Origin of the sequence: Pseudomonas sp. R28(2017), assembly GCF_002112505.1 — a bacterium.
Classification (GTDB): domain Bacteria; phylum Pseudomonadota; class Gammaproteobacteria; order Pseudomonadales; family Pseudomonadaceae; genus Aquipseudomonas.
The window spans coordinates 179,688-204,485 of record NZ_NEHW01000006.1; the positions used below are offsets into that span (position 1 = coordinate 179,688).

Here is a 24,798-nt window from a genome sequence, read left to right on the forward strand (position 1 = left end):
TGTCAGTTCCGCCGGCCTGCACGCCGGCTGCGATAAGTGTCGAGCACCACGGCGATGACGATCACCGCCCCGGTGATGATGCGTTTGGTGGGTTCCGATGCGCCGATCTGGGCAAGGCCTGCGGCCAGCACGGATATGATCAGCACGCCGAAGAAGGTACTGATGACCGAGCCGCGCCCGCCCATCAGGCTGGTGCCGCCGATCACCACGGCGGCGATCACCTGCAGCTCAAGGCCAGACCCGGCGTTGGGGTCGGCGGCTTCCAGGCGCGAAATCTGGAACAGCGCGGCCAGGCCGGCGAGCAGCCCCATCAGGGCGAACACCAGCACCTTGTAAGGGCGCGGGTCGATGCCGGCCAGGCGCACGGCCTCTTCGTTGGTGCCGATGCCGATCAGGTAGCGGCCGAACACCGTGCGGGTCAGCACCAGCTGGGCCAGCACGATCACCAGCAAGGCGATGACGAAGGCCGGCGAGATGCCAAAGGCGACCGGGTTGGAAAACCAGGCGTAGGCATCGCCGATGTAGGCGGTGCGCGAGTCGGTGAACTGGTAGGCCAGGCCACGGGCCATCTCCAGCACACCGAGCGAAACGATGAACGAGGGGATGCGCCAGGCCACGGTGACGCCACCGGTAATGCTGCCGGCCAGGGCGGCGACGGCCATGCCGAGCAGCGCCGCGGGCAGCACGCCCCAGCCCCAGCCGAGGATCGCCACGCTGACCGTGGAGGCCGCCAGGGCCAGCACCGAGCCGACCGACAGGTCGATGCCGCCGATGATCAGCACGAAGGTCATGCCCACGGCCAGCACCATCAGGTCGGGGATCTGGTTGGCCAGGGTGCTGAAGGTGGCGTACGACCAGAAGTGGCTGCTCAGGAACGAGAACAGCACGATCATCGCCAGCAAGGCGCCGGCCAGGCCCAGGTAGGTGCCCAGGCCAAAATAGCTGCCGCTGCGGCGCACAGGCGCGCCGCTCGGGGTGTCGAGGGGTGTGGTCTTCATGCATCCATCCTGGGCGCTGCTTCGTGCAGCAGGGCATCACGTTTTTGATAGCCGGCAAAGGCGGCGGCAAGGAGCTGGTCCTGGCTCCAGTGTTCGCGGTCGAAGGTATCGATCAGGCGGCCGGCAGAGAGCACGGCGATGCGGTCGCAGATCAGCATCAGCTCGCGCAGGTCGCTGGACACCACCACCAAGGCCTTGCCCTGGCGCGCCAGCTCGGCCAGCAGGCCATAGATGTCGAACTTGGCACCGACGTCGATGCCGCGGGTGGGCTCGTCGAACAGCAGCACCTGGCAGTCGCGCTCCAGCCAGCGGCCGATCACCACCTTCTGCTGGTTACCGCCCGACAACTCGCCGACCGCCTGCGCAGGGCTTGCGCTGCGGATGCGCATGGCGCTGATCTGGCGTTCGGCCAGGGCCTGCTCTGCCTCGCGGTCGAGCACCCCGGCGCGGGATACGGCGGGCAGGTTGCCGAGGGCGATGTTGGCGCTGATCGACTGCGTCAGCAGCAGGCCCTCACCTTTGCGGTCCTCGGTAATCAGGGCAATACCGGCTTTTACCGCCGCCTTGGGCGAGTCGATGGTCACCGCCTTGAGCGGTTGGCCGATCTCGATGCTGCCGCTGTCGGCGCGGTCGGCGCCGTAGATCAGCCTCAACAGCTCGGTGCGCCCGGCGCCGATCAGCCCAGAGATGCCGAAGATCTCCCCTGCCCTGACCTGCAGCGACACATCGCGCACCTTGTCGCCGCGGCACAGCTTGTCGACCTTGAGCAACGGCGCGCCGATCGTGCGCCGGCCCAGGTCGATATGCTCGCCCAGTTCGCGGCCGACCATCAGGTTGACCAGTTCGGCACTGGTGTAGCGCTGGATCGGCTCGTCACACACCAGCTGGCCGTCGCGCAGCACGACGATGCGCTGGGCCACCCGTTGCAGTTCCTCCAGGCGGTGGGAGATGTAGACGATGGCCACGCCGCGCTGGCGCAGGCGCTCGATCTGGGTGAACAACAGCTCCACTTCGCGGGCGGTGAGCATCGCCGTAGGTTCGTCGAAGATCAGCACGTGGCAGTCGCCGATCAGGTTGCGGGCGATCTCGACCATCTGCTGATGGCCGATACCCAGCTCGCCGACCGGGGTGTCCGGGTCGATGGCATCCAGGCCCACCTGGGCCATGGCGGCCGTGGCCAGCTGGCGCAGGCGCTTGTGGCTGATCCAGCCGAAGCGGCTGGGCAGGTTGTCGAGGAACAGGTTTTCCGCCACGGTCAGGGTCGGCAGCAGGTTGAGCTCCTGCATGACCATGCGCACGCCAAGGCGCTCGGCCTCGCTGCGGCTGGCCGGGGCGTAGGCCTGGCCGCGGTAGGTCATGTGCCCGGTGGTCGGTGTTTCCAGGCCGCAGATGAGCTTGGACAGGGTGCTCTTGCCCGCGCCGTTCTCGCCGGTCAGCGCCAGCACTTCACCGGCGCGCAGGGCCAGGCTGACCTCGGCCAGCACCGGCTGGGCGTAGCTTTTGCCCAGCGCGCTGGCGGCAAGCACCACTTCATTGGCCGATGCAGTCATGGCCATGTCTCCTGCTGGGGTCAGGGCTGGGTGATCAGTTCGACCGGGGTCTGGATGACGTTGTCGGCGTCCACGTCCGGCTTCTCGCCCTTGACCATTTTCAACGCCGCCTGGATGCCGAACACCGCCTGCTGGCTGGCAGCCTGGTCGAGGGTGGCGAGCACGCGGCCATCCTTGAGCATCGGCTTGATGGCGTTGATGTTGTCGTAGCCTACCACCTGCACCTGGCCGGTCTTGCCGGCGGCGCGCACGGCCGAGACCGCGCCCAGGGCCATGCTGTCGTTGCCGGCCAGCAGCGCCTTGAGGTCAGGGTATTCGTTGAGCATGGAGGCGGCGACGGCGTTGCCCTTGTCGATTTCCCAGTTGCCGGATTGCACCGAGACGATCTTCATCTGCGCGGCTTCCATGGCGTCCTTGAAGCCGGCGGTACGCTGCTGGGCGTTGGTGGTGGTCGGCACGCCTTCGATGATGCCGACCTGGTCACCGGCCTTGAGCTTCTCCTTAGCCAAGTAATCGCCGACCAGGCGGGCACCCTTGCGATTGTCGGGGCCGACGAAGGGCACGCTGATGCCTTTGCTCTTGAGCAGTTCAGGGTCCAGGCGGTTGTCGATGTTGATGACGATGACGCCCTGGTCCATGGCCTTCTTCACCGCCGAGACCAGCGCCTTGGAGTCGGCCGGCGCGATCACCAGGGCCTTGGCGCCGGCATTGACCATCTGCTCGACGATGCGGATCTGTTCACCGGTGTCGGTTTCGTTCTTGATGCCGTTGGCAACCAGCTCGAAATCGCCAGGGTGGGCTTTCTGGTAGTCCTTGGCGCCGTCTTCCATGGTGCGGAAGAACTCGTTGGCCAGTGACTTCATCACCAGCGCGACCTTGGGTTTTTCCTCTGCGTGGGCGGCAGACAGTGGCATGGCGAGGGCCAGCGAGGACATGACGGCGAGCGCCAGCAGACGACCGGGGAACGGCAGCTTCATGGGAGATGACTCCGAATCTTGTTTTTTTGTCGGATCGCAAACGTTTGCGTTGAGTAACTATGGAAACAAGACCTGGTTTTGTCAAATCCGTTTCGCTGGCGGGGTCAAGACGCTGCTGGCGCAGATTATCCGGAATTTTTCCGAAAAACCGAACACCTTTTCCTATGCTTGTTCGGGGTTCCGAATGGAATAGGCCCTGCGGGGCCCGCGCACCGGCCTTCAACGCGGTTGGTACGAAACCTGCGTTGGCCTGTGTGCGACACAGCAACCATCTCATTAGGAAGAGAGAGAACAATAATCATGAATGCTGCACTTAAGTCCTTCGCCCCCAGCGCCCTCGCCTTGCTGCTGATCCTGCCCGCCACTGCCTCGGCGAAGGAAGCCGAAACCCAGCAGAAGCTGGCCAACGTCGTCATCCTCGCCACCGGCGGCACCATTGCCGGCGCCGGCGCCAGCGCGGCCAACAGCGCCACCTACCAGGCCGCCAAGCTTGGCGTCGACAAGCTGATTGCCGGCGTACCGGAACTGGCGGACCTTGCCAACGTGCGCGGCGAGCAGGTGATGCAGATCGCCTCCGAGAGCATCACCAACGACGATTTGCTGAAACTGGCCAAGCGCGTCGCCGAGCTGGCCGACAGCAAGGACGTCGACGGCATCGTCATCACCCATGGCACCGATACCCTGGAAGAAACTGCCTACTTCCTCAACCTGGTGGAGAAGACCGACAAGCCGATCGTGGTGGTTGGCTCGATGCGCCCGGGCACGGCGATGTCCGCCGACGGCATGCTCAACCTGTACAACGCCGTGGCGGTGGCCAGCGACAAGCAGTCGCGTGGCAAGGGCGTGCTGGTCACCATGAATGACGAAATCCAGTCCGGCCGCGACGTGAGCAAGTCGGTCAACATCAAGACCGAAGCGTTCAAGAGCGCCTGGGGCCCGATGGGCATGGTGGTGGAAGGCAAGTCGTACTGGTTCCGCCTGCCTGCCAAGCGCCACACCACCCAGTCGGAGTTCGACATCAAGCAGATCAGCAGCCTGCCGCAGGTGGACATTGCCTACAGCTACGGCAACGTGAGCGATACGGCGTACAAGGCGCTGGCACAGAACGGCGCGAAAGCGATCATCCATGCCGGTACCGGCAATGGTTCGGTGTCGTCACGGGTGGTGCCGACGCTGCAGGAACTGCACAAGAACGGCGTGCAGATCATTCGCTCTTCCCACGTCAACCAGGGTGGTTTCGTGCTGCGCAATGCCGAGCAGCCGGATGACAAGTATGACTGGGTGGTGGCGCACGACCTGAACCCGCAGAAGGCGCGGATCCTGGCGATGGTGGCGATGACCAAGACCCAGGACAGCAAGGAGTTGCAGCGGATTTTCTGGGAATACTGATACTGGTATGACGTGGGGCTGATGCGCTGCCTGTTCTGGCCCTTTCGCGGGCAAGCCCGCTCCCACAGGGATCGCGCCAATTGCAAATCTTGCGCAGTACCTGTAAGAGCGGGCTTGTCGGGGCGCCGAACCGGCGCGAAAAATCCAGCACCGATGCAGTTGCGAAATACGTTGCCTTGAAATACTGTACGCACATACAGCACAACAAGGAATCGCCTCCGTGGCCAACACCGCCGAAGCAACCGCAAGCAGCTACCAACAACTGGGCCTGCGCATCCAGAAGATCATCAACAACCCCCTCGCCCAGCGCAGCCGCGCCGCGCTGATCTTTCGCCTGGAACACGAGTCGCCCGATGACTGGGAAACCCTGCTCGAAGAAATCGCCGAGAACGACAACGTCACCCTCGCCCACCGCGACGACGGCGGCGTGCAGATCTTCTGGACCGTGCCGAAGGAAGACTGAAACTCAGGCCAGCGCCTGCAGGTAGGCACTGGCCTCACGGTAACGGGCCAGCCGCGCCAGGTCGGCAGGGCCAGGAACGGGGATACGCGAGAGGTCGCTGTTGTCGGCCAGGTCGGCCAGCTTGACGGTACGCGCCAGCGGGTCACTGCCCAGGCGCACGACGAAGTCGTGATAGCTTTCGCCCTTGTTCCGGCTCAGAGCCAGCAAGGCGGCGAGAATCTTCAGGGGGAAGCCCTCTCGGGCCAGATCGGAAAGGGTCAGCGACGTGTCTTCGATCACGTCATGCAGCACGGCGACAATCCGCTGCTCTGGTGTACTGACCCGCATCATCACCCGCAACGGGTGGAGGATATAAGCCGCCCCACCCTTGTCATATTGCCCTTCATGCGCCCTGGCGGCCACGGCAATGGCCCGCTCCAGTGTAGACATGAGGCCCTCCCCGTTTGGCTTGTCTCAGGCCAAGCATAGCCGGGGAAGACTACAGATTACAGTTAACGCTGCGCACCGTGCTGGATGACGATCGAATCGGTACCCAGCTTGGCCATCACCTCGGCCTTGCGCGCATCGGCTTCAGCCTTGCTCGGGAACGGGCCCATCAGCACCACCGGTTTGCCGTCGCGGTATTCGACCGAGGACGGAATGCCCTTCTCGATCAGGCGTGCGGTCATGTCGGTCAGCGCCCCCATGTTGGCGCCCTGGATCACTTCGACATCCCAACCTTCAGGGGCCGGCTGGTCGGCCAGCGCCTCGGCGCGACGCTGCAGGTCGGCGCCGCCACAGTATTCGCGGATACGCAGGTTGCTGCCGCCGTCATCGACGATGATCTCGTATTGGCCGTCGGCCCCCTTGACCGCCACGTAGCTGCGGTAAGCCTCGTACTGGCCGGCATCGTCCTTGCCGCGCACCTGGCCGCAGATGGTGCCCTTGGTGTCGATCCGCACGTTGCCGAACTTGGCGGTCTTGGGGTTGTGCAGGTGCTCGGCAACCTGCTTGTGCACACCTTCGACCTCGTTCTCACAGCCCGCCAGGGCCAGCACTGCCAATACCACTGCCAGTTTGCGCACGCGTGTACCTCCAGATTCGAAGGGGCGGATTCTACCACGGCCGCCTGGGGCACCGCCCGCGACCAAAGGTTACACGCTGCTTCGAGGGGGCTTTTTCGAGAGGGGCATGGAATGCAAAAAGGGCGACCCTTGCGGATCGCCCTTTCTGATGCCCGGATACCGGGACTTTGTTTGGTAGGCACAATTGGACTCGAACCAACGACCCCCACCATGTCAAGGTGGTGCTCTAACCAACTGAGCTATGTGCCTGTCGTGTGGTGCGCATATTAGTGATCAAATGCGTACCTGTAAAGCGTTTTTTTAAAAAAATCTAAAATTTTCAGAAACCTACGGGCGCCAGCAACGGCAACCCCGGATGCGCCCATAATGCAAAAAGGGCGACCCTTGCGGATCGCCCTTTTCGCTGCCCGGAGACCGGGACTTTGTTTGGTAGGCACAATTGGACTCGAACCAACGACCCCCACCATGTCAAGGTGGTGCTCTAACCAACTGAGCTATGTGCCTGTCGTGTGGTGCGCATTCTACGCAATCCAAAAACCCTGTCAACAGTTTTTTTCGCGCTAACTCACTGAATCTTAAACTGTTTATAGAGAAGGGCCGGCTGCAGGTCAGTAAAGGATTTTCAACGGACGACTAGCGGGTGTTTATTATTATTGATAGCATCGGTACATTCGTTAAAAATATAAAACACGAGGTTCCTGCAGCATGGCTAACACCCCCTACCCCCAGTCCTACTACGCCGCCTCGGCCAACCCGGTGCCGCCACGTCCGGCGCTGCAGGGTGAGGTGGAAACCGATATCTGTATCATCGGCGCCGGCTACACCGGCCTGTCCAGCGCGCTGTTCCTGCTGGAAAACGGCTTCAAGGTGAGCATCGTCGAAGCGGCCAAGGTCGGCTTCGGCGCATCGGGCCGCAACGGTGGCCAGATCGTCAACAGCTACAGCCGCGACATCGACGTCATCGAACGCACCGTCGGCCCCAAGGAAGCACAGCTGCTGGGCAAGATGGCCTTCGAAGGCGGCCGCATCATCCGTGAGCGCGTGGCCAAGTACAACATCCAGTGCGACCTGAAGGACGGCGGCGTGTTCGCTGCGCTGACCGCCAAGCAGATGGGCCACCTGGAATCGCAAAAGCGCCTGTGGGAACGCTTCGGCCACACCCAGCTGGAGCTGATGGACCAGAAGCGCATTCGTGAAGTGGTCGCCTGCGACAGCTACGTCGGCGGCATGCTGGACATGAGCGGCGGCCACATCCACCCGCTGAACCTGGCGCTGGGCGAAGCGGCCGCGGTCGAATCGCTGGGCGGCATCATTTATGAGCAGACCCCGGCCATCCGCATCGAGCGTGGTGCCAACCCGGTGGTACACACCCCGCAAGGTAAGATCCGCGCCAAGTTCATCATCGTTGCCGGCAACGCCTACCTGGGCAACCTGGTACCGGAGCTGGCTGCCAAGTCGATGCCGTGCGGCACCCAGGTGATCACCACCGAGCCGCTGGGCGAAGAACTGGCCCGCACCCTGCTGCCGCAGGACTACTGCGTGGAAGACTGCAACTACCTGCTCGACTACTACCGCCTGACCAGCGACAAGCGCCTGATCTTCGGCGGTGGCGTGGTGTACGGTGCGCGCGACCCGGCCAACATCGAAGCGATCATTCGCCCGAAGATGCTCAAGGCCTTCCCGCAGCTGAAGAACGTCAAGATCGACTACGCCTGGACCGGCAACTTCCTGCTGACCCTGTCGCGCCTGCCACAGGTCGGCCGTATCGGCGACAACATCTACTACTCGCAGGGTTGTTCGGGCCACGGCGTGACCTACACCCACCTGGCGGGCAAGGTGCTGGCCGAGGCCCTGCGTGGCCAGGCCGAGCGTTTCGACGCGTTCGCCGGCCTGCCGCACTACCCGTTCCCGGGTGGCCAGATGCTGCGTGTACCGTTCAGCGCCCTGGGTGCCTGGTACTACAGCCTGCGCGATCGTCTGGGCTTCTGATCTAAGCAGGCCCGGCCTCTTCGCGGGCAAGCCCGCTCCCACAAGGTACTGTGCCACGGCACAAATCGTGTGGGAGCGGGCTTGCCCGCGAAAGGGCCGGCGCAGGTAAAACTACTTATTCAGGCTTCGCACAGCCTGTTTTGCCGCTACCTCCTGGCCCGCCCGGGCCAGTTCGTCGGCAGCCTGCAGCCAGCGCTGGCGGTCCACCTGGGCCGGCAGCTGGCGCGGGGGCTGCACCAGCACCGCCCAACTCCCCTCCTTCGCCCACGCCGAGGCAAAGTCGTCGAACGCCATCAACTGGCGCCGATGCATCCCTGAACGCAGCAGCACGCGCTTCTTGAAGCTGTCATAGCCGATCAGCACCGCATAACGCGGCTCGCTCCACCACGCCGAACCTTCCTCGTAACGCAGCAGCACCGGGTTGCCAGCGGCCACCTGGGTCAGCAAGGCATCCAGTTGCTTGTCCAGCGGATACACGACCATGCCGTACTCGCGGGCCACGCGCGGGATGCTGGTTTCAAGCGCATCGGCGCCCTTCGGCAGATTCAGCGGTTTGTCGAGCAGCCCCGGGGTGATCGGCGCACCTTGCTGCGAGAGCAGTGCGGCCAGGGCCATCGCGCCGCTGTGGTTGGCATTGCCGCGGTAGAACGGCACGCTGCTGATCTCGACCCGCTGGGGCATGCCCTTGAGGCTTGCAGGGGGGGCGCCGGCGCAGCCGCCCAGAGTCGCAGCCACCAGGCAGGCGGCCAACAGCTGACGTGGGACGCTCGCCCAGCGCTTGCAGGAATGTTGCTCCATGGACACTCGCTTGTTCCGATGCCAGGCGGGCAGCGCCCGGCTCTGGCTGCGATCATAGGGCGCCGCGCTGCGCGGGTATAGTCCGACAAGAGAACGGAACCAATCGGCTTAAGCAATCGACCTTAGGTCAATGGAACGTCACGGCCGGGCAGCTAGACTAAAGCAGTGTCTGGAGGGCTCACCGCAGGTTGGCCCAAGAGAAGGAGGCACACATGAGCCTGACAATGGCAATCCTCATGCTGGTGGGTATGTGGCTGAGCGTCGCGGCCGCCATGCTGTGGGGCGTTCTGCGTATCGTGCGGCGTCATTCCCCCCATCACCACCTGCCACCAACGGCCCCGGCCAAGGCGCAGCCCGTGCGCAGGGCGCGGCGGCATGCCGGGGTACACTGAGGCGACTTCACCTGAATGCGAACGGGGCGCCAGGCGCCCCGTTGTTTTTCATCAGCCTTCAGCGGCTTCCCGCTTGAGCCGCGCCCGGCGAGCCAGGATGTTGAGGATCTCGATCACCGTCGAGAAGGCCATCGCCGCATACACATAACCCTTCGGCACATGGGCGCCGAAACCTTCGGCGATCAGCGTCATGCCGATCATGATCAGGAAGCCCAGGGCCAGCATCACCACGGTCGGGTTGTCGTTGATGAAGTTGGCCAGCGGGTCGGCGGCCACCATCATGACGATGACTGCGGTGATCACGGCAATGATCATGATCGGCAGGTGCTCGGTCATGCCCACGGCGGTGATGATGCTGTCGACCGAGAACACGATGTCCAGCAGCAGGATCTGGAAGATCGCCGCCGCAAAGCCCAGGGTGACCGTGGAAGAGACCTTGGCTTCTTCCTTGGCGCCGTGCGGGTCGACGTTCTCGTGGATCTCCTTGGTGGCCTTCCACAGCAGGAACAGGCCGCCGGCAATCAGGATCACGTCCTTCCACGAGAAGGCGTTGCCGAACACCTCGAACACCGGATCGGTCAACTGCACGATCCAGGCCACGGTGCTGAGCAGGGCCAGGCGCATGACCAGGGCCATGCTGATACCGATACGGCGAGCCTTGGAGCGGTACTCCACGGGCAGTTTGTTGGTCAGGATCGAGATGAAGATCAGGTTGTCGATGCCCAGTACCACTTCCATGGCCACCAGTGTGGCCAGGGCGACCCAGGCGGTAGGGCTAGCGGCGAGTTCCAGCAAGTATTCCATTGTTCAGATCCTGAAGCGGTGGTTGGGGTCAGATTTCCTGGGTGTGTGCTTTCTTGTCGGCGTCCTTGGGCTTTTGGCCCTCGTGACCGATGGCATCGCTCAACGCCTGCTGGGCGGCCTTGTTGGTGTCGTCGATGGCCTGCTTGGCCGACTTGGCAGCCTGGTCGAGCATCTGCTGGGCGGACTTCTCGGCCTGGTCGCAACCGGCCAGGGTGAACAGCGCCAGGGCCAGCACCAGCGGAGTGCCAATGGATTTGAGTTGCAGCATGGTGTCCTCGCTTGAAAAATCCCGGCGGCGCAAAGCGCCTGATGGGGTCGCATTCTAAAGACGCCAATAGTTCAGGAAAATTCGTATTTCCAGTGTGTATACTTCGGTTTTTACGAATCGGGACCCGCGTGCGTGCTCAACTACCGCCAGCTCCACTACTTCTGGGCCGTGGCCAAAACCGGCAGCATCGCCCGCGCCAGCGAACAGCTGAACCTGACACCGCAGACCATCAGCGGGCAGATCAGCCTGTTCGAACAGACCTACGGGCTGGAGCTGTTCCAGCGCGTCGGCCGGCAACTGGAGCTGACCGAGACCGGCCGTCAGACGCTGGTGTACGCCGAGCAGATGTTCCAGATCGGCAGCGAGCTGGAGGCCATGCTCAGGGCCGGCCCGCAGGAGCAGATCCTGTTTCGCGTGGGGGTGGCCGACGTGGTGCCGAAGTCGATCGTCTACCGCCTGCTGGCACCGACCATGGAGCTGGACGAGGTGCTGCGCATCAACTGCCGCGAAGACAAACTCGAACGGCTGCTGGCAGACCTGGCGATCCAGCGCCTGGACCTGGTGATTTCCGACAGCCCGATGCCCAGCCACCTGGACATCAAGGGTTATAGCCAGAAGCTGGGCGAATGTGGCCTGAGCTTCTTCGCCACCCCGGCCTTGGCCAGGCAGCATGCCGGCCCCTTCCCCGCCTGCCTGCAGGACGCCCCGCTGCTGATCCCAGGCCCCGAAACCGTGGTACGCAGCCGCCTGTTGCGCTGGCTGGGCGAGCAGCAGGTACAGCCGCGGATTGTTGGCGAGTTCGACGACAGTGCGCTGATGCAAGCGTTCGGGCAGTCGGGCAGCGGGGTTTTCGTTGCGCCCAGCGTGATTGCCGAGGAAGTGTGCCGGCAGTATGGCGTCGAGCTGATTGGCCAGACCGAGGCGGTGCATGAGTCGTTCTATGCCATTTCGGTGGAGCGCAAGGTCAAGCATCCGGGGATCGTGGCGATTACCGAGGGGGCGCGGCGGGAGCTGTTTCACTGGTAGTGGTGGCGGCCTTTTCGCGGGCGAGCCCGCTCTCATAGAACAACACATAACTCTTTGATTTAGCGAAGATCTTGTGGGAGCGGGCTTGCCCGCGAAGAGGCCAGACCTGCCCAACAAGGGTCTATGGTAAAATCGCGCCCTTTATGCAAATGTCGAGAAACCGCTGCACATGACGCCTGTTTTCCACCTCTTGAACCGCACCAGCCTGGTGACCCAGATCGTCATCGGCCTGGTCGCCGGCATCGCCCTGGCCCTGCTGGCGCCTGCCATCGCCCGTGACCTGGCCTTCCTTGGCAAAGTGTTCGTCAGCGCCCTCAAGGCCGTCGCGCCGGTGCTGGTGTTCATCCTGGTCATGGCGTCGATCGCCAACCACCGCCACGGCCAGGAAACCCACATCCGCCCGATCCTCTGGCTTTACCTGCTGGGCACCTTCGCCGCCGCCGTGGTGGCGGTGGTCGCCAGCATGCTGTTCCCGTCGCAACTGGTCCTGAGCACCGGCGAGGCCAGCCTGAGCGCACCGGGCGGCATCGGCGAGGTGATGCAGAACCTGCTGCTGAGCGCGGTCGACAACCCGGTCAATGCCCTGCTCAACGCCAACTTCATCGGCGTGCTGACCTGGGCCATCGGCCTGGGTGTGGCCCTGCGCCATGCCGGCGAGACCACCCGCACCGTGGTCGAGGACCTGTCCAATGGCGTGACCCTGATCGTGCGCGTGGTCATCCGCTTCGCCCCGCTGGGCATCTTCGGCCTGGTCAGCTCGACCCTGGCCCAGTCCGGCCTGAGCGCCCTGCTCGGCTACCTGCACCTGCTGGGCGTGCTGATCGGCTGCATGCTGTTCGTGGCGCTGGTGATGAACCCGCTGATCGTGTTCTGGAAGATCCGCCGCAACCCTTATCCACTGACCTTGCTGTGCCTGCGCGAAAGCGGCATCACGGCGTTCTTCACCCGCAGTTCGGCGGCCAACATTCCGGTCAACCTGGCGCTGTCCGAACGCCTGGGGCTGCATGAGGACACCTATTCGGTGTCGATCCCGCTGGGCGCGACCATCAACATGGCCGGTGCGGCGATTACCATCACCGTGCTGACCCTGGCGGCAGTGCATACCTTGGGCATTCCGGTCGACCTGCCGACAGCGGTGCTGCTCAGCGTGGTGGCGGCGATCTGTGCCTGTGGTGCTTCGGGTGTGGCGGGCGGGTCGCTGCTGCTGATTCCGCTGGCGTGCAGCCTGTTCGGCATCCCTAGCGAAATTGCCATGCAGGTGGTGGCGGTGGGCTTCATCATTGGCGTACTGCAGGATTCGGCAGAGACGGCGCTGAATTCGTCGACCGATGTGCTGTTTACCGCGGCGGCTTGCCTGGCTGAAGAACGGCGCAGCATTTGAGATTGCCGGGGCCGCTCTGCGGCCCTATCGCAGGCAAGCCAGCTCCCACAGGTACTGCAGAGGCCGCGAGAGCGGTGATTGCTTAAGCCAGGCGCTTTACCTACGCTAGTGGCCTTTCCCCAGCAATGAGACAGGGCCATGTCAGAACACGAAACCGCCGGCGAAGGCCGCTTCAGCAGCATCGAGATCCGCATTCTCGGCGCGCTGATCGAGAAGCAGGCCACCAGCCCGGAAAGCTACCCGCTGACCCTCAACGCCCTGGTCCTGGCCTGTAACCAGAAGACCAGCCGGGAACCGGTCATGAACCTCACCCAAGGCCAGGTCGGCCAGGCCCTGCGCGCCCTCGAGGGCCAGGGCATGGCCCGCCTGCAGATGGGCAGCCGCGCCGACCGCTGGGAACAGCGGGTGGACAAGGCGCTGGAACTGGTACCGGCGCAGCTGGTGCTGATGGGCCTGATGTTCCTGCGCGGTCCGCAGACCCTCAACGAACTGCTCACCCGCAGCAACCGCCTGCACGACTTCGACGACACCGAACAGATCCAGCATCAGCTCGAACGCCTGATTTCGCGCGACCTGGCCCTGCACCTGCCACGCCAGGCCGGGCAGCGGGAAGACCGCTATACCCATGCCCTCGGCGACCCGGCGGAAATCGAGGCGATTCTGGCGGCGCGCCAGCAGGAAGGTGGTGTTCGCAGCAGTGGTAGCAGCGTGTCGGAAGAACGTATCGAAGCCCTGGAAGCGCGGATCGCGGCGCTGGAGGCGCGACTGGCCGAACTGGAAGGCTGAGCCGCCTATTGTTCAGGGTCGGGGAAGTTGCGACAGCTCTTGCGCTCGGCCAGCTCCCGGTCACTGGGGCGCTGGTCGACGAACACGGTGCGGCCGTCGGCGTAGATCTCGAGGTAGCCCCAGTGCAGGTCCTGCTCTTTCTGCCCTGGCTTGGGGGGGACTAGCCACCAGGGTTCGCGGCTGATCAGGGTCATGGGTCAGGTTCCTGAGGGTGTCTTGTAATCATAGACACCCCCAGTTTTTGCGCTGCGAGCACCGGCCTCTTCGCGGGCAAGTCGGGGCGCCGAACCGCCGCTCCCACAGGTACAGCGCAGGCTTCGAAGGCTGTGATATCCCTGTGGGAGCGGCGGTTCGGCGCCCCGACTTGCCCGCGAAGAGGCCGGTGCAGGCTTACGCCGGCGCGGAAGTGCGGATCAGGTGATCGAACGCTGCCAGCGAAGCCTTGGCGCCCTCACCCACCGCGATGACGATCTGCTTGTACGGCACCGTGGTCACGTCACCCGCGGCAAACACACCCGGCACACTGGTCTGGCCCTTGGCGTCGACGATGATCTCGCCACGCGGCGACAACTCGACCGTGCCCTTGAGCCAATCGGTATTCGGCAGCAGGCCGATCTGCACGAAGATGCCTTCCAGCGCCAGGTCATGCACCTGTTCGGTGCTGCGATCCTTGTAACGCAAGCCGGTCACTTTCTCGCCATTGCCAACCACTTCGGTGGTCAGCGCGCTGGTGATCACCTTGACGTTCGGCAGGCTGTGCAGCTTGCGCTGCAGCACCGCGTCAGCACGCAGCTGGCTGTCGAACTCGATCAGCGTCACCTGGGCGACGATACCGGCCAGGTCGATGGCCGCTTCCACACCCGAGTTGCCACCGCCAATCACCGCCACGCGCTTGCCCTTGAACAGCGGGCCATCGCAGTGCGGGCAGTAGGCCACGCCACGGGCGCGGTATTCCTGTTCGCCCGGTACGTTCATTTCACGCCAGCGGGCGCCGGTGGCGAGGATCACGGTCTTGGCCTTGAGCGAGGCACCGCCGGCCAGGCGCACTTCATGCAGGCCGCCATCGGTGGCCGGGATCAGCGCTTCGCCGCGCTGCAGGTTCATGATGTCGACGTCGTACTGCTTGACGTGCTCTTCCAGCGCCGTGGCCAGCTTCGGCCCTTCGGTTTCCTGCACCGAGATGAAGTTCTCGATGGCCAGGGTGTCGAGCACCTGGCCGCCGAAGCGCTCGGCCGCGACACCGGTGCGGATGCCTTTACGTGCGGCATAGATGGCCGCAGCGGCACCGGCGGGGCCACCGCCGACCACCAGCACGTCGAAGGCATCCTTGGCGTTGATCTTCTCGGCCTGGCGTGCACCGGCATTGGTGTCGATCTTGCCGAGGATTTCTTCCAGGCCCATGCGGCCCTGGCCAAACAGTTCGCCGTTCAGGTAGATGCTCGGCACGGCCATGATCTTGCGCGCCTCGACTTCATCCTGGAACAGCGCACCGTCGATGGCCACGTGGCGCACGTTGGGGTTGAGCACCGCCATCAGGTTCAGCGCCTGGACCACGTCCGGGCAGTTCTGGCACGACAGCGAGAAGTAGGTTTCGAAGGTGAATTCGCCTTCCAGCGCCTGGATCTGTTCGATCACCTCGCTACTGGCCTTGGACGGGTGGCCGCCGACTTGCAGCAGCGCCAGCACCAGCGAGGTGAATTCGTGGCCCATGGGGATGCCGGCGAAGCGCAGGCCTATGTCGGCACCCGGGCGGTTCAGCGAGAACGAGGGACGACGGGCGTCGCTGCCGTCCGCGCTGAAGGTGATAAGGTTCGACAGGCTGGCAATTTCCACCAGCAGGTCGTGCAATTCGCGGGACTTCGCGCCGTCGTCGAGGGAAGCAACGATCTCGATCGGCTGGGTGACCCGCTCCAGGTAGGTTTTCAGTTGCGATTTAAGCGTGGCGTCCAACATACGGGCGATTCCTTTTTCAAAACTCGGATACAAAAACGCCCAGGCGAGGTCGCCCGGGCGTTTTTACGGGGCGGTGGGTACTTCAGCTTTGGCGGCTGCTCACCGCCCGCGATTGATGCATGACCTTAGATCTTGCCAACCAGGTCCAGCGATGGAGCCAGGGTGGCTTCGCCTTCTTTCCACTTGGCCGGGCAGACTTCACCTGGGTGAGCGGCAACGTACTGGGCAGCTTTCACCTTGCGCAGCAGCTCGGCTGCGTCACGGCCAACACCACCGTCGTTCAGTTCGACGATCTTGATCTGGCCTTCCGGGTTGATCACGAAGGTACCGCGATCGGCCAGGCCGGCTTCTTCGATCAGCACGTCGAAGTTGCGCGAGATGACGTGGGTCGGGTCACCGATCAGCGGGTACTGGATCTTGCCGATGGTGTCCGAGGTGTCGTGCCAGGCTTTGTGGGTGAAGTGGGTGTCGGTCGACACGCCGTAGATTTCCACGCCCAGCTTCTGGAACTCGGCGTAGTTGTCGGCGAGGTCACCCAGCTCGGTCGGGCAGACGAACGTGAAGTCGGCCGGGTAGAAGAACACGACGGACCACTTGCCTTTCAGGTCGGCTTCGCTGACCTGAACGAACTCGCCTTTGTGGTAGGCGGTGGCGTTGAACGGTTTGACCTGGCTGTTGATGATTGGCATGAGAGACGCTCCTTCATGGGGTTGGAATCAGTTGATGGAGAGAATCCTAACCGCTGGTCCCGATAAAGGCTCATTGGCAAAGCTCATGCTTGCGATTGGTTTTGGCTATAACCGCAGTTAATTAATAGAAGGGAATGGGCTGAGCAAACGATTTCGAGGATGGCGCCGCTCCTTTGTAGGAGCGGCGCCAGGCTTGATCAGCGGGTCACGGTGCGCATGGTGACGAACTCTTCAGCGGCAGTCGGGTGCACGCCGATGGTTTCATCGAACTGCTGCTTGGTCGCACCGGCCTTCAGGGCCACGCCCAAGCCCTGGATGATCTCGCCGGCATCCGGGCCGACCATGTGGCAGCCCAGTACCTTGTCGGTCTCGGCGTCCACCACCAGCTTCATCAGGGTCTTTTCCTGGATGTCGGTGAGGGTCAGCTTCATGGCGCGGAAGCGGCTTTCGAAGATCTGCACCTTGTGCCCGGCTTCCAGCGCCTGCTCTTCGGTCAGGCCGACGGTACCGATCGGTGGCTGGCTGAACACGGCGGTCGGGATGTTCTGGTAATCCACCGGGCGGTATTGCTCCGGCTTGAACAGGCGGCGGGCCACGGCCATGCCTTCGGCCAGGGCCACCGGGGTGAGCTGCACGCGGCCGATCACGTCGCCAATGGCGAGAATCGACGGGGCGGTGGTCTGGTACTGCTCGTCGACGCGAATGAAACCGCGGGCGTCCAGCTCCACGCCGGTGTTTTCCAGGCCCAGGTTGTCGAGCATCGGGCGGCGGCCGGTGGCGTAGAACACGCAATCGGCGAGCAGCTCGCGGCCATCCTTGAGGGTGGCTTTCAGGCTGCCGTCGTCAAGCTTGTCGATGCGCTGGATGTCGGCATTGAACTGCAGGTTCAGGCCGCGCTTTTCCAGCTCTTCCTTGAGGTGGGTACGCACCGAGCCATCGAAGCCGCGCAGGAACAGGTCACCGCGATACAGCAAGGTGGTGTCGGCACCCAAGCCCTGGAAGATGCCGGCGAACTCGACGGCGATGTAGCCACCGCCGACCACCAGCACGCGGCGCGGCAGGCCCTTGAGGTAGAACGCCTCGTTGGAGGTGATGGCCAGTTCCTTGCCCGGAATGTCCGGCACCTGCGGCCAGCCGCCCGTGGCAATCAGGATGTGCTCGGCGCTGTAGCGCTGGCCGTCCACTTCCACTTCGTTGGCGCCGGTGATGCGTGCATGGCCCTGCAGCAAGGTCACGCCGCTGTTCACCAAGAGGTTGCGGTAGATGCCGTTGAGGCGCTCGATCTCGCGGTTCTTGTTGGCGATCAGCGTGCCCCAGTCGAAGTGGCCCTCTTCCAGGGTCCAGCCGAAGCCCGCGGCCTGTTCCAGCTCATCGGCGACGTGGGCGCCGTACACCAGCAGTTTTTTCGGCACGCAACCGACGTTGACGCAGGTGCCACCCAGGTAGCGGCTCTCGGCCACTGCCACTTTTGCACCGAAGCCCGCAGCGAAGCGCGCCGCGCGCACACCGCCGGAACCGGCGCCAATCACGAACAGATCAAAATCGTAGGCCATGTATTCACTCTCCTAGGCAGGCGCCCAGCATAACGCACTGGGGCCGCTTTGCGACCCTTCGCGGGCACGCCCGCCCCCACAGGTATTGCACAGGCCCTGTGGGAGCGGGCGTGCCCGCGAAGGGCCGCGAAGCGGCCCCAGTCAACAGCAACTTGAATCAGTAAGCCTTGCCGGCCTTGTAGAAGTTTTCGAAGCAGAAGTTGGTCGCCTCGATGTAGCCTTCGGCGCCACCGCAGTCGAAACGCTTGCCCTTGAACTTGTAGGCGATCACGTTGCCTTCAGCCGCTTGCTTCATCAGCGCGTCGGTGATCTGGATCTCGCCACCTTTGCCCGGCTCGGTCTGTTCGATCTTCTCGAAGATGTCCGGGGTCAGGATGTAGCGACCGATGATTGCCAGGTTGGAAGGTGCGTCTTCCGGCTTCGGCTTCTCGACCATGGCGTCGACGCGGAAGATGCCGTCCTTGATCTCTTCACCGGCGATGACGCCGTACTTGTTGGTTTCCTGCGGGTCGACTTCCTGGATGGCGACGATCGAGCAGCGGTACTTCTTGTACAGCGCAACCATCTGCGCGAGCACGCCTTCGCCATCGAGGTTGACGCACAGGTCGTCCGCCAGCACCACGGCGAACGGCTCGTCACCGATCAGCGGGCGGCCGGTCAGGATGGCGTGGCCCAGGCCTTTCATTTCGGTCTGGCGGGTGTAGGAGAACGAGCACTCATCGAGCAGGCGACGGATACCGACCAGGTATTTTTCCTTGTCGGTGCCCTTGATCTGGTTTTCCAGCTCGTAGCTGATGTCGAAGTGGTCTTCCAGGGCGCGTTTGCCGCGACCGGTGACGATGGAAATCTCGTTCAGACCAGCATCCAATGCTTCTTCAACGCCATACTGGATCAGTGGCTTGTTGACCACCGGCAGCATTTCCTTGGGCATGGCTTTGGTAGCAGGCAGGAAGCGAGTGCCGTAGCCGGCTGCCGGGAACAAGCATTTCTTGATCATAAACATCCTTAAACATAGGCGAGGCCTGTGGAATTCGGCGCAGTCTAATCAGGCGAGATGCAGCTTACAATGCCCCACCTGCGACGACCGCTGCCATCATAGAGATAACCCAGTGTAGATAGTTCCAAATGGTTCGTGAAAAACCCGTCATCCGGCCCCTGCGCGGCAGCCACGAAAGGGCCGGCAAGATGGGGTTTCAACGGCCGCTGCCCTGCCCGATCAATACCCCGTCGACCTGCTGGCCATACAGGTTGACGCCATCGTTGGCATGGAACTTCAGCCGCGTCTTCTCGACCGAACCGTCCACCAGCCGCGGGTCCTGGGGGCGCTCGTGGCGGTTGACGAAAGCGGCCACGTCCCAGGCCTGCTGATCGCTCAGGCTGCCCGGCTTGCCCAGTGGCATGTTGTGCTTGATGAACGAGGCTGCGGTATTGATCCGGTGCATGCCGGCGCCCCAGTTGTAGGAGTCCTTGCCCCACAGGGGCGGCATCACATATTCACCGGCCACCTTCTGCCCCTCGCCTTTGTCACCGTGGCACATGGCGCACTGCTCGCGGTAGACCTGCTCGCCGCGCTTGAAGTCGTAGCCGCCCTTGGGCTGTGGCACCTCGGGGTAGCCGCGACCGGCGATTTCCACGCCCGTGGGCGCTTTGGTCGAAAGCCAGTACGCATACACGGCAAGCGCCGTCATCTGCGGGCTGTCGGCGGCCGGCGGCTTGCCGTTCATGCTGAACTGGAAGCAGCCCTGGATGCGCTCGGCAAAAGTGTTCACCTTGTCGTTCTTCTTGCGGTAGGCCGGGTACATCGGATAGGCGCCCCATAGCGGTGCTGAATGCGCCAGGCGCCCCTGGTCGAGGTGGCAGTTGCTGCAGTTCATGCCGTTGCCCACGGCCTCGGGCATCAGCCGACGGGTATCGACAAACAGCGCGTGGCCCTCGCGGACCATTTTGCCGAAGGCATTGTCCGGCAGTGCGCTTTCGGCCGGCGGTGCGAACTGTGGCGCGGCCTGGGCATCGGGGACCTTGAGTTGCGACTGGTCTTCCATGGCGATGGGCGCCTGCTTGGCCAAGGCATTGCCCATGGCCAGCAACATCAACGTCGGTATCAGGGCTTTCATGGCTTGACCTCCGGGCTGGCGGGCTGGGCGAAGTACTCGGCAATCGCCTTGACTTCGGCGTCGGTCATGGCCTTGGCCACGCCCACCATCAACTGGTTGGGGTCATTGCTGCGGCTACCCTCGCGCCAGCCGTTGAGCTGAGCCATCAGGTAGGCAGCGGGCTGCCCGGCCAGCGGCGGGAAGTGCTCGCCGACCCCACTGCCACCAGGGCCGTGGCACTGCACGCAACCAGGGATCTGCCGGCTCCAGTCGCCGTAGAGGGCCAGACGCTCGGTGGGGTTGCCTGCTATCTGCTGGCGGCGCAGGCCTGGGGCAGGGTCGGCCGGCAGGCCGGCCAGGTACTGGCTGACGGCCTCGATCTCGTCCTCGCTCAGGGCTTTGGCCAGCGGCGCCATGACCGGCTGTTGGCGGCTTCCATTGCGCCAGTCATGCAACTGCTTGCTCAGGTAACCGGCTGGCAGGCCAGCCAGGCGGGGAAACCCTGCAGCGGCAAGCCCCTTGCCGTCTGCACCATGGCAGCCCAGGCAGGCCATGGCGGCGGGGTTGGCCCCGCCCTGGGTAAAGATTTTCTGGCCATCGGCGGCATGCGCCGCCGGCCAGGCGAGGATCAGCAGGCCGCCGATCACGACGCGACTCAACGGTGTCATCACGAATCTCCATTTCTTTTGTTATAAGCTTAGGCTTAAAAAACATAAGCAAATGGATACTAGTCCCGTCAGGGAATTCGCAACAACGCTCAAGCCGACCTGAAGAGGACAATTGGCCTGTTAACTGTGGATCCGTTGAGCCAGATCAACTGCCGGAGATGCACTCGGTAGCTGCCGTGCGCACATCCCCCAGGCGCAGCGGGAAGTTGTTCAGCCGCTCATGCAGCTTGATGCTGCTGCCGCTGCCGCGCTTGCTGATGTCGACCAACGCTGCCGGGCCGGTGCCGGCCGTGTACCTTTGCGGCACGACAAGGCGCAAGCCGTCATCGCGCGCTTCCTCGACCAAGGCGCCACGGGTCTCGGCCAGGTGCGTCTTGATGCAATCGGCATATTCGCGGGGCGTCTTGCCAGACATCACATCCAGGGTTTCATGGGATTGCTCAAGTTCCGAAACACTGACACAACCACCCAGCGCCAGGAACAACGCCGCCACCATCCACTTCATTTGCCGCACCTCGAATGACAAGAGAGCGTAGGACCACAGCCAGGCGGTTTTGCTCCGTGCTTTGGCCGATTTATCTGGCACGTGCCATCAGGCGCGGCAGCGCTAGCCGACATCGTGGTATCTTTCGCCTTTGCAGAACCAATCCTTGCGGAGCACCCCATGAAATTCGTACACCAGCGCGAGCACCTCAACGAGGACGATATCGTCGTCATCGAGTGCTCCCAGCGCTGCAACATCCGCCTGATGAACGACGCCAATTTCCGCAGCTTCAAGAACGGCGGCCGGCACACCTACCACGGTGGCCACTTCGAGCGCTTCCCGGCCAGGATCACCGTGCCCAGCACCGGTTTCTGGAACATCACCATCGATACCGTGACCAGCCGCCCGATCTCGGTAACGCGCAAACCGACCCTGACCCACAAGATCAAGATCATCCGCCGCTCGTCGTCGAAACTCGGATAAGGCCCACCATGACTCAGAACATCAAATACGTCATCAAGTACAAGCTCGACGGCCAGCGCCGCTGGGACTTCGCGGTCATGGCCGACGCCTCGCACGAACAGGCCATCGAAGCGCTGCGCAAGATCCACGGCGAAGACGCCGAGAAGATCAGCGACATCCAGGTGAGCAAAGCGCTGTAAGGCAGCCGCGACAAGGAGAAGCGCATGAGCAACTGGCCCGACCGTCGTATCCTCGATCTGCTGGGCATCGAGTTGCCCATTCTCCAGGCGCCGATGGCCGGCGCCAGCGGCTCGGCCATGGCGATTGCCGTGGCCAAGGCGGGTGGCCTGGGCGCCCTGCCCTGCGCCATGCTCACGGGCGATCAGGTGCGTGGCGAGATCGAAGCCTTCCGCTCGGCCTGCCCTGGCCAACCGCTTAACCTGAATTTCTTCTGCCACCAGCCGCCAGCGCCCGACCCTGCGCGCGACGCCCGCTGGAAGCAGGCCCTGAAAGCGTACTACGCCGAAGTCGGCGCCGACTTCGATGCGCCCACGCCGGTGTCCAACCGGGCGCCGTTCGATGAACAGGCCTGCGTGTTGGTCGAGCAATTGCGCCCGGAGGTGGTGAGTTTCCACTTCGGTTTGCCACAGGCCGCACTGCTGCAGCGGGTCAAGGCCACCGGCGCCAAGGTGCTCTCCAGCGCCACCACCGTGGAAGAAGCGCAGTGGCTCGAAGCCAACGGCTGCGATGCGATCATCGCCATGGGCTATGAAGCCGGCGGCCATCGCGGCATGTTCCTCAGCGACGACATCACCAGCCAGATCGGCACCTTCGCCCTGGTGCCGCAGGTCGCCGATGCCGTGCGCCTGCCGGTGATTGCCGCGGGTGGCATTGGCGACCACCGTGGCCTGGTGGCGGCCCTGGCCCTGGGTGCCAGCGCGGTGCAGATCGGTACGGCCTACCTGTTCTGCCCCGAGGCCAAGGTCTCCCCCTCCCACCGCCATGCACTAGACAGCGCAGCGGCCAGCGACACAGCGCTCACCAACCTGTTCACCGGGCGCCCGGCGCGTGGCATCAACAACCGCATCATGCGCGAGCTGGGGCCAATGAGCGACCTGGCCCCGCGCTTCCCGTTGGCCGGCGGCGCACTGTTGCCACTGCGGGCGATTACCGATGCGCAGGGCAACAGCGATTTCAGCAACCTGTGGTCAGGGCAGGCGTTGCGCCTGGGCCGGCACATGCCGGCTGAGCAGCTGACCCGGGAGTTGGCTGACAGGGCGTTGGCGCTGATGGCTCGGTAAGGCTTTGAAACTGCGCCTGCCTCTTCGCGGGCACGCCCGCTCCCACAGGGATCGCGCCAGATTCTGGAAATTGAGCAAGACAGGTGCCCCGCAGGCTGCACAAGGCTCAGGGCCCGTGCAGTACCTGTGGGAGCGGGCTTGCCCGCGAAAGGGCCGGCACTGACACCCCATGACTGCCAAGCTATAACCCTGCCTCCAGCCCCTTCCCGACAAATGGCCTATCGCTATATAGTTCGCACCATAACGATAACCACCTCAAGGAGCTGTCTTCATGCGTATCCGCCTGTCCCACCTGGCCGCCACCACCCTGGCCAGCCTGATCTCCCTCAACAGCGCCTGGGCCGATGAGGTGCAGGTTGCGGTCGCCGCGAACTTCACCGCGCCGATCCAGGCCATTGCCAAGGACTTCGAGAAAGACACCGGCCACAAGCTGGTCGCCGCCTATGGCGCCACCGGGCAGTTCTACGCACAGATCAAGAACGGCGCGCCGTTCGAAGTGTTCCTCGCTGCCGACGACAGCACCCCGAAGAAGCTGGAAGAGGAAAAGGACATCGTCCCGGGCTCGCGCTTCACCTACGCCACCGGCACCCTGGCCCTGTGGTCGGCCAAGCCGGGTTATGTCGATGCCAAGGGTGAGGTGCTGAAGAAGAACCAGTTCCAGCACCTGTCCATCGCCAACCCGAAAGCCGCGCCTTACGGCCTGGCCGCCACCCAGGTGCTGGACAAGCTGAAGCTGACCGAAGCCACCAAGGGCAAGATCGTCGAAGGCCAGAACATCACCCAGGCCTACCAGTTCGTCTCCACCGGCAACGCCGAACTGGGCTTCGTCGCCCTGTCGCAGGTCTACAAGGACGGCAAGGTGACTGAAGGTTCGGCCTGGATCGTGCCTGCCAACCTGCACGAGCCGATCAAGCAGGATGCAGTCATCCTCAACAAAGGCAAGGACAACCCTGCCGCCAAGGCCCTGGTCGACTACCTGAAAGGCCCGAAAGCCGCTGCGGTGATCAAGTCCTACGGTTATGAAATCTGATGCCACTGGACGCCAGTGACTTCGGCGCGGTCTGGCTGACCATCAAACTGGCCAGCCTGACCACGCTGATCCTGCTGATCGTCGGCACCCCCATCGCCTGGTGGCTGGCGCGCACGCGCTCGTGGCTGCGCGGGCCGGTGGGCGCGGTGGTGGCGTTGCCACTGGTGCTGCCGCCGACAGTGATCGGCTTCTACCTGCTGATCGCCCTCGGCCCGCACGGCTGGCTTGGCCAGGCGACCCAGGCGATGGGCCTGGGTACGGTGGTGTTCAGCTTCACCGGCCTGGTGATCGGCTCGACCGTGTATTCCATGCCGTTCGTGGTGCAGCCTTTGCAGAACGCCTTTGGCGCCATCGGCCAGCGCCCACTGGAAGTCGCCGCCACCCTGCGCGCCAGCCCCTGGGACACCTTCGTCCATGTGGTGCTGCCGCTGGCCCGGCCCGGTTTCGTCACCGCCAGCATCCTCGGCTTTGCCCATACCGTGGGTGAGTTCGGCGTGGTGCTGATGATCGGTGGCAACATTCCTGACAAGACCCGTGTGGTCTCGGTGCAGATCTTCGATCACGTCGAGGCCATGGAGTATTCGCAAGCCCACTGGCTGGCCGGTGCCATGCTGGTGTTCTCGTTCCTGGTGCTGCTCCTGCTGTATGCCGGGCGCCGCGGCAAGACTGGCTGGAGCTGA

General features: G+C 63.7%; 28 protein-coding genes and 2 tRNA genes. 12 read left to right on the top strand and 18 right to left on the bottom strand.

Annotation, left to right across the window (positions count from 1 at the left end):
* Window positions 1–2: 2 nt before the first annotated feature.
* The 3 genes from CAF78_RS12915 to CAF78_RS12925 are packed head-to-tail and all read right to left on the bottom strand — an operon-like array spanning window position 3 to window position 3,525.
* Window positions 3–998, bottom strand: a complete 996-nt coding sequence (locus CAF78_RS12915) for an ABC transporter permease (protein ID WP_085676078.1) — start codon at window positions 996–998, stop codon at window positions 3–5.
* Window positions 995–2,548 carry a sugar ABC transporter ATP-binding protein gene (locus tag CAF78_RS12920; RefSeq protein WP_085676079.1) on the bottom strand — a complete coding sequence of 518 codons (1,554 nt, stop codon included), beginning with the start codon at window positions 2,546–2,548 and terminating at the stop codon, window positions 995–997. The genes CAF78_RS12915 and CAF78_RS12920 overlap by 4 nt, the downstream gene beginning before the upstream one ends.
* Window positions 2,549–2,568: 20 nt before the next feature.
* Window positions 2,569–3,525, bottom strand: a complete 957-nt coding sequence (locus tag CAF78_RS12925) for a sugar ABC transporter substrate-binding protein (protein ID WP_085676080.1) — start codon at window positions 3,523–3,525, stop codon at window positions 2,569–2,571.
* Window positions 3,526–3,825: 300 nt separating this feature from the next.
* On the opposite strand from CAF78_RS12925, the gene CAF78_RS12930 reads away from it, so the two are divergent.
* Both CAF78_RS12930 and CAF78_RS12935 read left to right on the top strand, forming a co-directional pair.
* On the top strand, window positions 3,826–4,914 hold the full coding sequence (locus CAF78_RS12930) for an asparaginase (RefSeq protein ID WP_085676081.1): 1,089 nt from the start codon (window positions 3,826–3,828) through the stop codon (window positions 4,912–4,914).
* Window positions 4,915–5,134: 220 nt separating this feature from the next.
* Window positions 5,135–5,377: a DUF1654 domain-containing protein gene (locus tag CAF78_RS12935; protein WP_054884963.1), complete on the top strand. Its 243-nt coding sequence runs from the start codon at window positions 5,135–5,137 to the stop codon at window positions 5,375–5,377.
* A gap of 3 nt (window positions 5,378–5,380) precedes the next feature.
* On the opposite strand, the gene CAF78_RS12940 is transcribed toward CAF78_RS12935, so the two are convergent.
* From CAF78_RS12940 to CAF78_RS12955, 4 genes are all read right to left on the bottom strand, one after another.
* On the bottom strand, window positions 5,381–5,806 hold the full coding sequence (locus CAF78_RS12940; RefSeq protein ID WP_085676082.1) for a GTP pyrophosphokinase: 426 nt from the start codon (window positions 5,804–5,806) through the stop codon (window positions 5,381–5,383).
* Between the two features lie 62 nt (window positions 5,807–5,868).
* Window positions 5,869–6,441, bottom strand: coding sequence for an SPOR domain-containing protein (locus CAF78_RS12945; protein ID WP_085676083.1), 573 nt, complete (start codon window positions 6,439–6,441; stop codon window positions 5,869–5,871).
* Between the two features lie 172 nt (window positions 6,442–6,613).
* Window positions 6,614–6,690, bottom strand: a tRNA-Val gene (locus tag CAF78_RS12950).
* A 178-nt stretch (window positions 6,691–6,868) separates the two neighbouring features.
* Window positions 6,869–6,945: transfer RNA gene (locus CAF78_RS12955), tRNA-Val, on the bottom strand.
* 201 nt (window positions 6,946–7,146) lie between these two features.
* Here CAF78_RS12955 and CAF78_RS12960 point away from each other — a divergent pair.
* A complete protein-coding gene (locus CAF78_RS12960) occupies window positions 7,147–8,430 on the top strand; it encodes an FAD-binding oxidoreductase (RefSeq protein ID WP_085676084.1) in 1,284 nt (427 codons plus the stop codon).
* A gap of 111 nt (window positions 8,431–8,541) precedes the next feature.
* On the opposite strand, the gene CAF78_RS12965 is transcribed toward CAF78_RS12960, so the two are convergent.
* Entirely contained in the window at window positions 8,542–9,228 is a 687-nt protein-coding gene (locus tag CAF78_RS12965) for a peptidase C39 family protein (RefSeq protein ID WP_085676085.1), read from the bottom strand.
* Window positions 9,229–9,440: 212 nt separating this feature from the next.
* On the opposite strand from CAF78_RS12965, the gene CAF78_RS12970 reads away from it, so the two are divergent.
* Window positions 9,441–9,620 (top strand): hypothetical protein, encoded by a 180-nt coding sequence (locus tag CAF78_RS12970; protein WP_085676086.1) that lies wholly within the window; start codon window positions 9,441–9,443, stop codon window positions 9,618–9,620.
* A 51-nt stretch (window positions 9,621–9,671) separates the two neighbouring features.
* Here CAF78_RS12970 and CAF78_RS12975 read toward each other — a convergent pair whose 3' ends face one another.
* Entirely contained in the window at window positions 9,672–10,424 is a 753-nt protein-coding gene (locus tag CAF78_RS12975) for a TerC family protein (protein ID WP_016391529.1), read from the bottom strand.
* 28 nt (window positions 10,425–10,452) lie between these two features.
* On the bottom strand, window positions 10,453–10,692 hold the full coding sequence (locus CAF78_RS12980) for a hypothetical protein (protein WP_085676087.1): 240 nt from the start codon (window positions 10,690–10,692) through the stop codon (window positions 10,453–10,455).
* Window positions 10,693–10,824: 132 nt separating this feature from the next.
* Between CAF78_RS12980 and nhaR the strand changes: the two genes are divergently transcribed.
* The 3 genes from nhaR to CAF78_RS12995 all read left to right on the top strand — a co-directional run bounded on the left by nhaR (window position 10,825) and on the right by CAF78_RS12995 (window position 13,885).
* On the top strand, window positions 10,825–11,718 hold the full coding sequence (gene nhaR / locus CAF78_RS12985; RefSeq protein WP_085676088.1) for a transcriptional activator NhaR: 894 nt from the start codon (window positions 10,825–10,827) through the stop codon (window positions 11,716–11,718).
* A 169-nt stretch (window positions 11,719–11,887) separates the two neighbouring features.
* Window positions 11,888–13,099 (top strand): serine/threonine transporter SstT, encoded by a 1,212-nt coding sequence (gene sstT / locus CAF78_RS12990; protein WP_085676089.1) that lies wholly within the window; start codon window positions 11,888–11,890, stop codon window positions 13,097–13,099.
* 138 nt (window positions 13,100–13,237) lie between these two features.
* Window positions 13,238–13,885 (top strand): YceH family protein, encoded by a 648-nt coding sequence (locus CAF78_RS12995; protein WP_085676090.1) that lies wholly within the window; start codon window positions 13,238–13,240, stop codon window positions 13,883–13,885.
* 5 nt (window positions 13,886–13,890) lie between these two features.
* Here CAF78_RS12995 and CAF78_RS13000 read toward each other — a convergent pair whose 3' ends face one another.
* The 8 genes from CAF78_RS13000 to CAF78_RS13035 form a co-directional block, all read right to left on the bottom strand.
* On the bottom strand, window positions 13,891–14,079 hold the full coding sequence (locus tag CAF78_RS13000) for a hypothetical protein (protein WP_085676091.1): 189 nt from the start codon (window positions 14,077–14,079) through the stop codon (window positions 13,891–13,893).
* A gap of 196 nt (window positions 14,080–14,275) precedes the next feature.
* The gene (gene ahpF, locus CAF78_RS13005; RefSeq protein ID WP_085676092.1) at window positions 14,276–15,838 is read right to left on the bottom strand and encodes an alkyl hydroperoxide reductase subunit F; all 1,563 of its coding nucleotides are present in this window, start codon (window positions 15,836–15,838) and stop codon (window positions 14,276–14,278) included.
* Window positions 15,839–15,963: 125 nt separating this feature from the next.
* Complete coding sequence (gene ahpC / locus CAF78_RS13010) at window positions 15,964–16,527, bottom strand: alkyl hydroperoxide reductase subunit C (RefSeq protein WP_004375926.1); 564 nt, start codon at window positions 16,525–16,527, stop codon at window positions 15,964–15,966.
* A 197-nt stretch (window positions 16,528–16,724) separates the two neighbouring features.
* Window positions 16,725–18,080 (bottom strand): glutathione-disulfide reductase, encoded by a 1,356-nt coding sequence (gene gorA, locus CAF78_RS13015; protein ID WP_085676093.1) that lies wholly within the window; start codon window positions 18,078–18,080, stop codon window positions 16,725–16,727.
* Between the two features lie 157 nt (window positions 18,081–18,237).
* Window positions 18,238–19,077, bottom strand: a complete 840-nt coding sequence (gene galU / locus CAF78_RS13020; RefSeq protein WP_085676094.1) for a UTP--glucose-1-phosphate uridylyltransferase GalU — start codon at window positions 19,075–19,077, stop codon at window positions 18,238–18,240.
* A 196-nt stretch (window positions 19,078–19,273) separates the two neighbouring features.
* On the bottom strand, window positions 19,274–20,194 hold the full coding sequence (locus CAF78_RS13025; protein WP_085676095.1) for a c-type cytochrome: 921 nt from the start codon (window positions 20,192–20,194) through the stop codon (window positions 19,274–19,276).
* Complete coding sequence (locus CAF78_RS13030) at window positions 20,191–20,841, bottom strand: cytochrome c (RefSeq protein WP_085676096.1); 651 nt, start codon at window positions 20,839–20,841, stop codon at window positions 20,191–20,193. The genes CAF78_RS13025 and CAF78_RS13030 overlap by 4 nt, the downstream gene beginning before the upstream one ends.
* A gap of 145 nt (window positions 20,842–20,986) precedes the next feature.
* The gene (locus tag CAF78_RS13035; RefSeq protein ID WP_085676097.1) at window positions 20,987–21,346 is read right to left on the bottom strand and encodes a hypothetical protein; all 360 of its coding nucleotides are present in this window, start codon (window positions 21,344–21,346) and stop codon (window positions 20,987–20,989) included.
* A gap of 159 nt (window positions 21,347–21,505) precedes the next feature.
* Between CAF78_RS13035 and CAF78_RS13040 the strand changes: the two genes are divergently transcribed.
* The 5 genes from CAF78_RS13040 to modB all read left to right on the top strand — a co-directional run bounded on the left by CAF78_RS13040 (window position 21,506) and on the right by modB (window position 24,798).
* Window positions 21,506–21,808 carry a DUF1883 domain-containing protein gene (locus tag CAF78_RS13040; RefSeq protein ID WP_085676098.1) on the top strand — a complete coding sequence of 101 codons (303 nt, stop codon included), beginning with the start codon at window positions 21,506–21,508 and terminating at the stop codon, window positions 21,806–21,808.
* A gap of 8 nt (window positions 21,809–21,816) precedes the next feature.
* Complete coding sequence (locus CAF78_RS28570; RefSeq protein ID WP_177408533.1) at window positions 21,817–21,987, top strand: hypothetical protein; 171 nt, start codon at window positions 21,817–21,819, stop codon at window positions 21,985–21,987.
* 24 nt (window positions 21,988–22,011) lie between these two features.
* Window positions 22,012–23,088: a nitronate monooxygenase family protein gene (locus tag CAF78_RS13045; RefSeq protein ID WP_085676099.1), complete on the top strand. Its 1,077-nt coding sequence runs from the start codon at window positions 22,012–22,014 to the stop codon at window positions 23,086–23,088.
* 271 nt (window positions 23,089–23,359) lie between these two features.
* A complete protein-coding gene (gene modA / locus CAF78_RS13050) occupies window positions 23,360–24,118 on the top strand; it encodes a molybdate ABC transporter substrate-binding protein (protein WP_085676100.1) in 759 nt (252 codons plus the stop codon).
* Complete coding sequence (gene modB, locus CAF78_RS13055; RefSeq protein ID WP_085676101.1) at window positions 24,118–24,798, top strand: molybdate ABC transporter permease subunit; 681 nt, start codon at window positions 24,118–24,120, stop codon at window positions 24,796–24,798. Before modA ends, modB begins: the two co-directional genes overlap by 1 nt.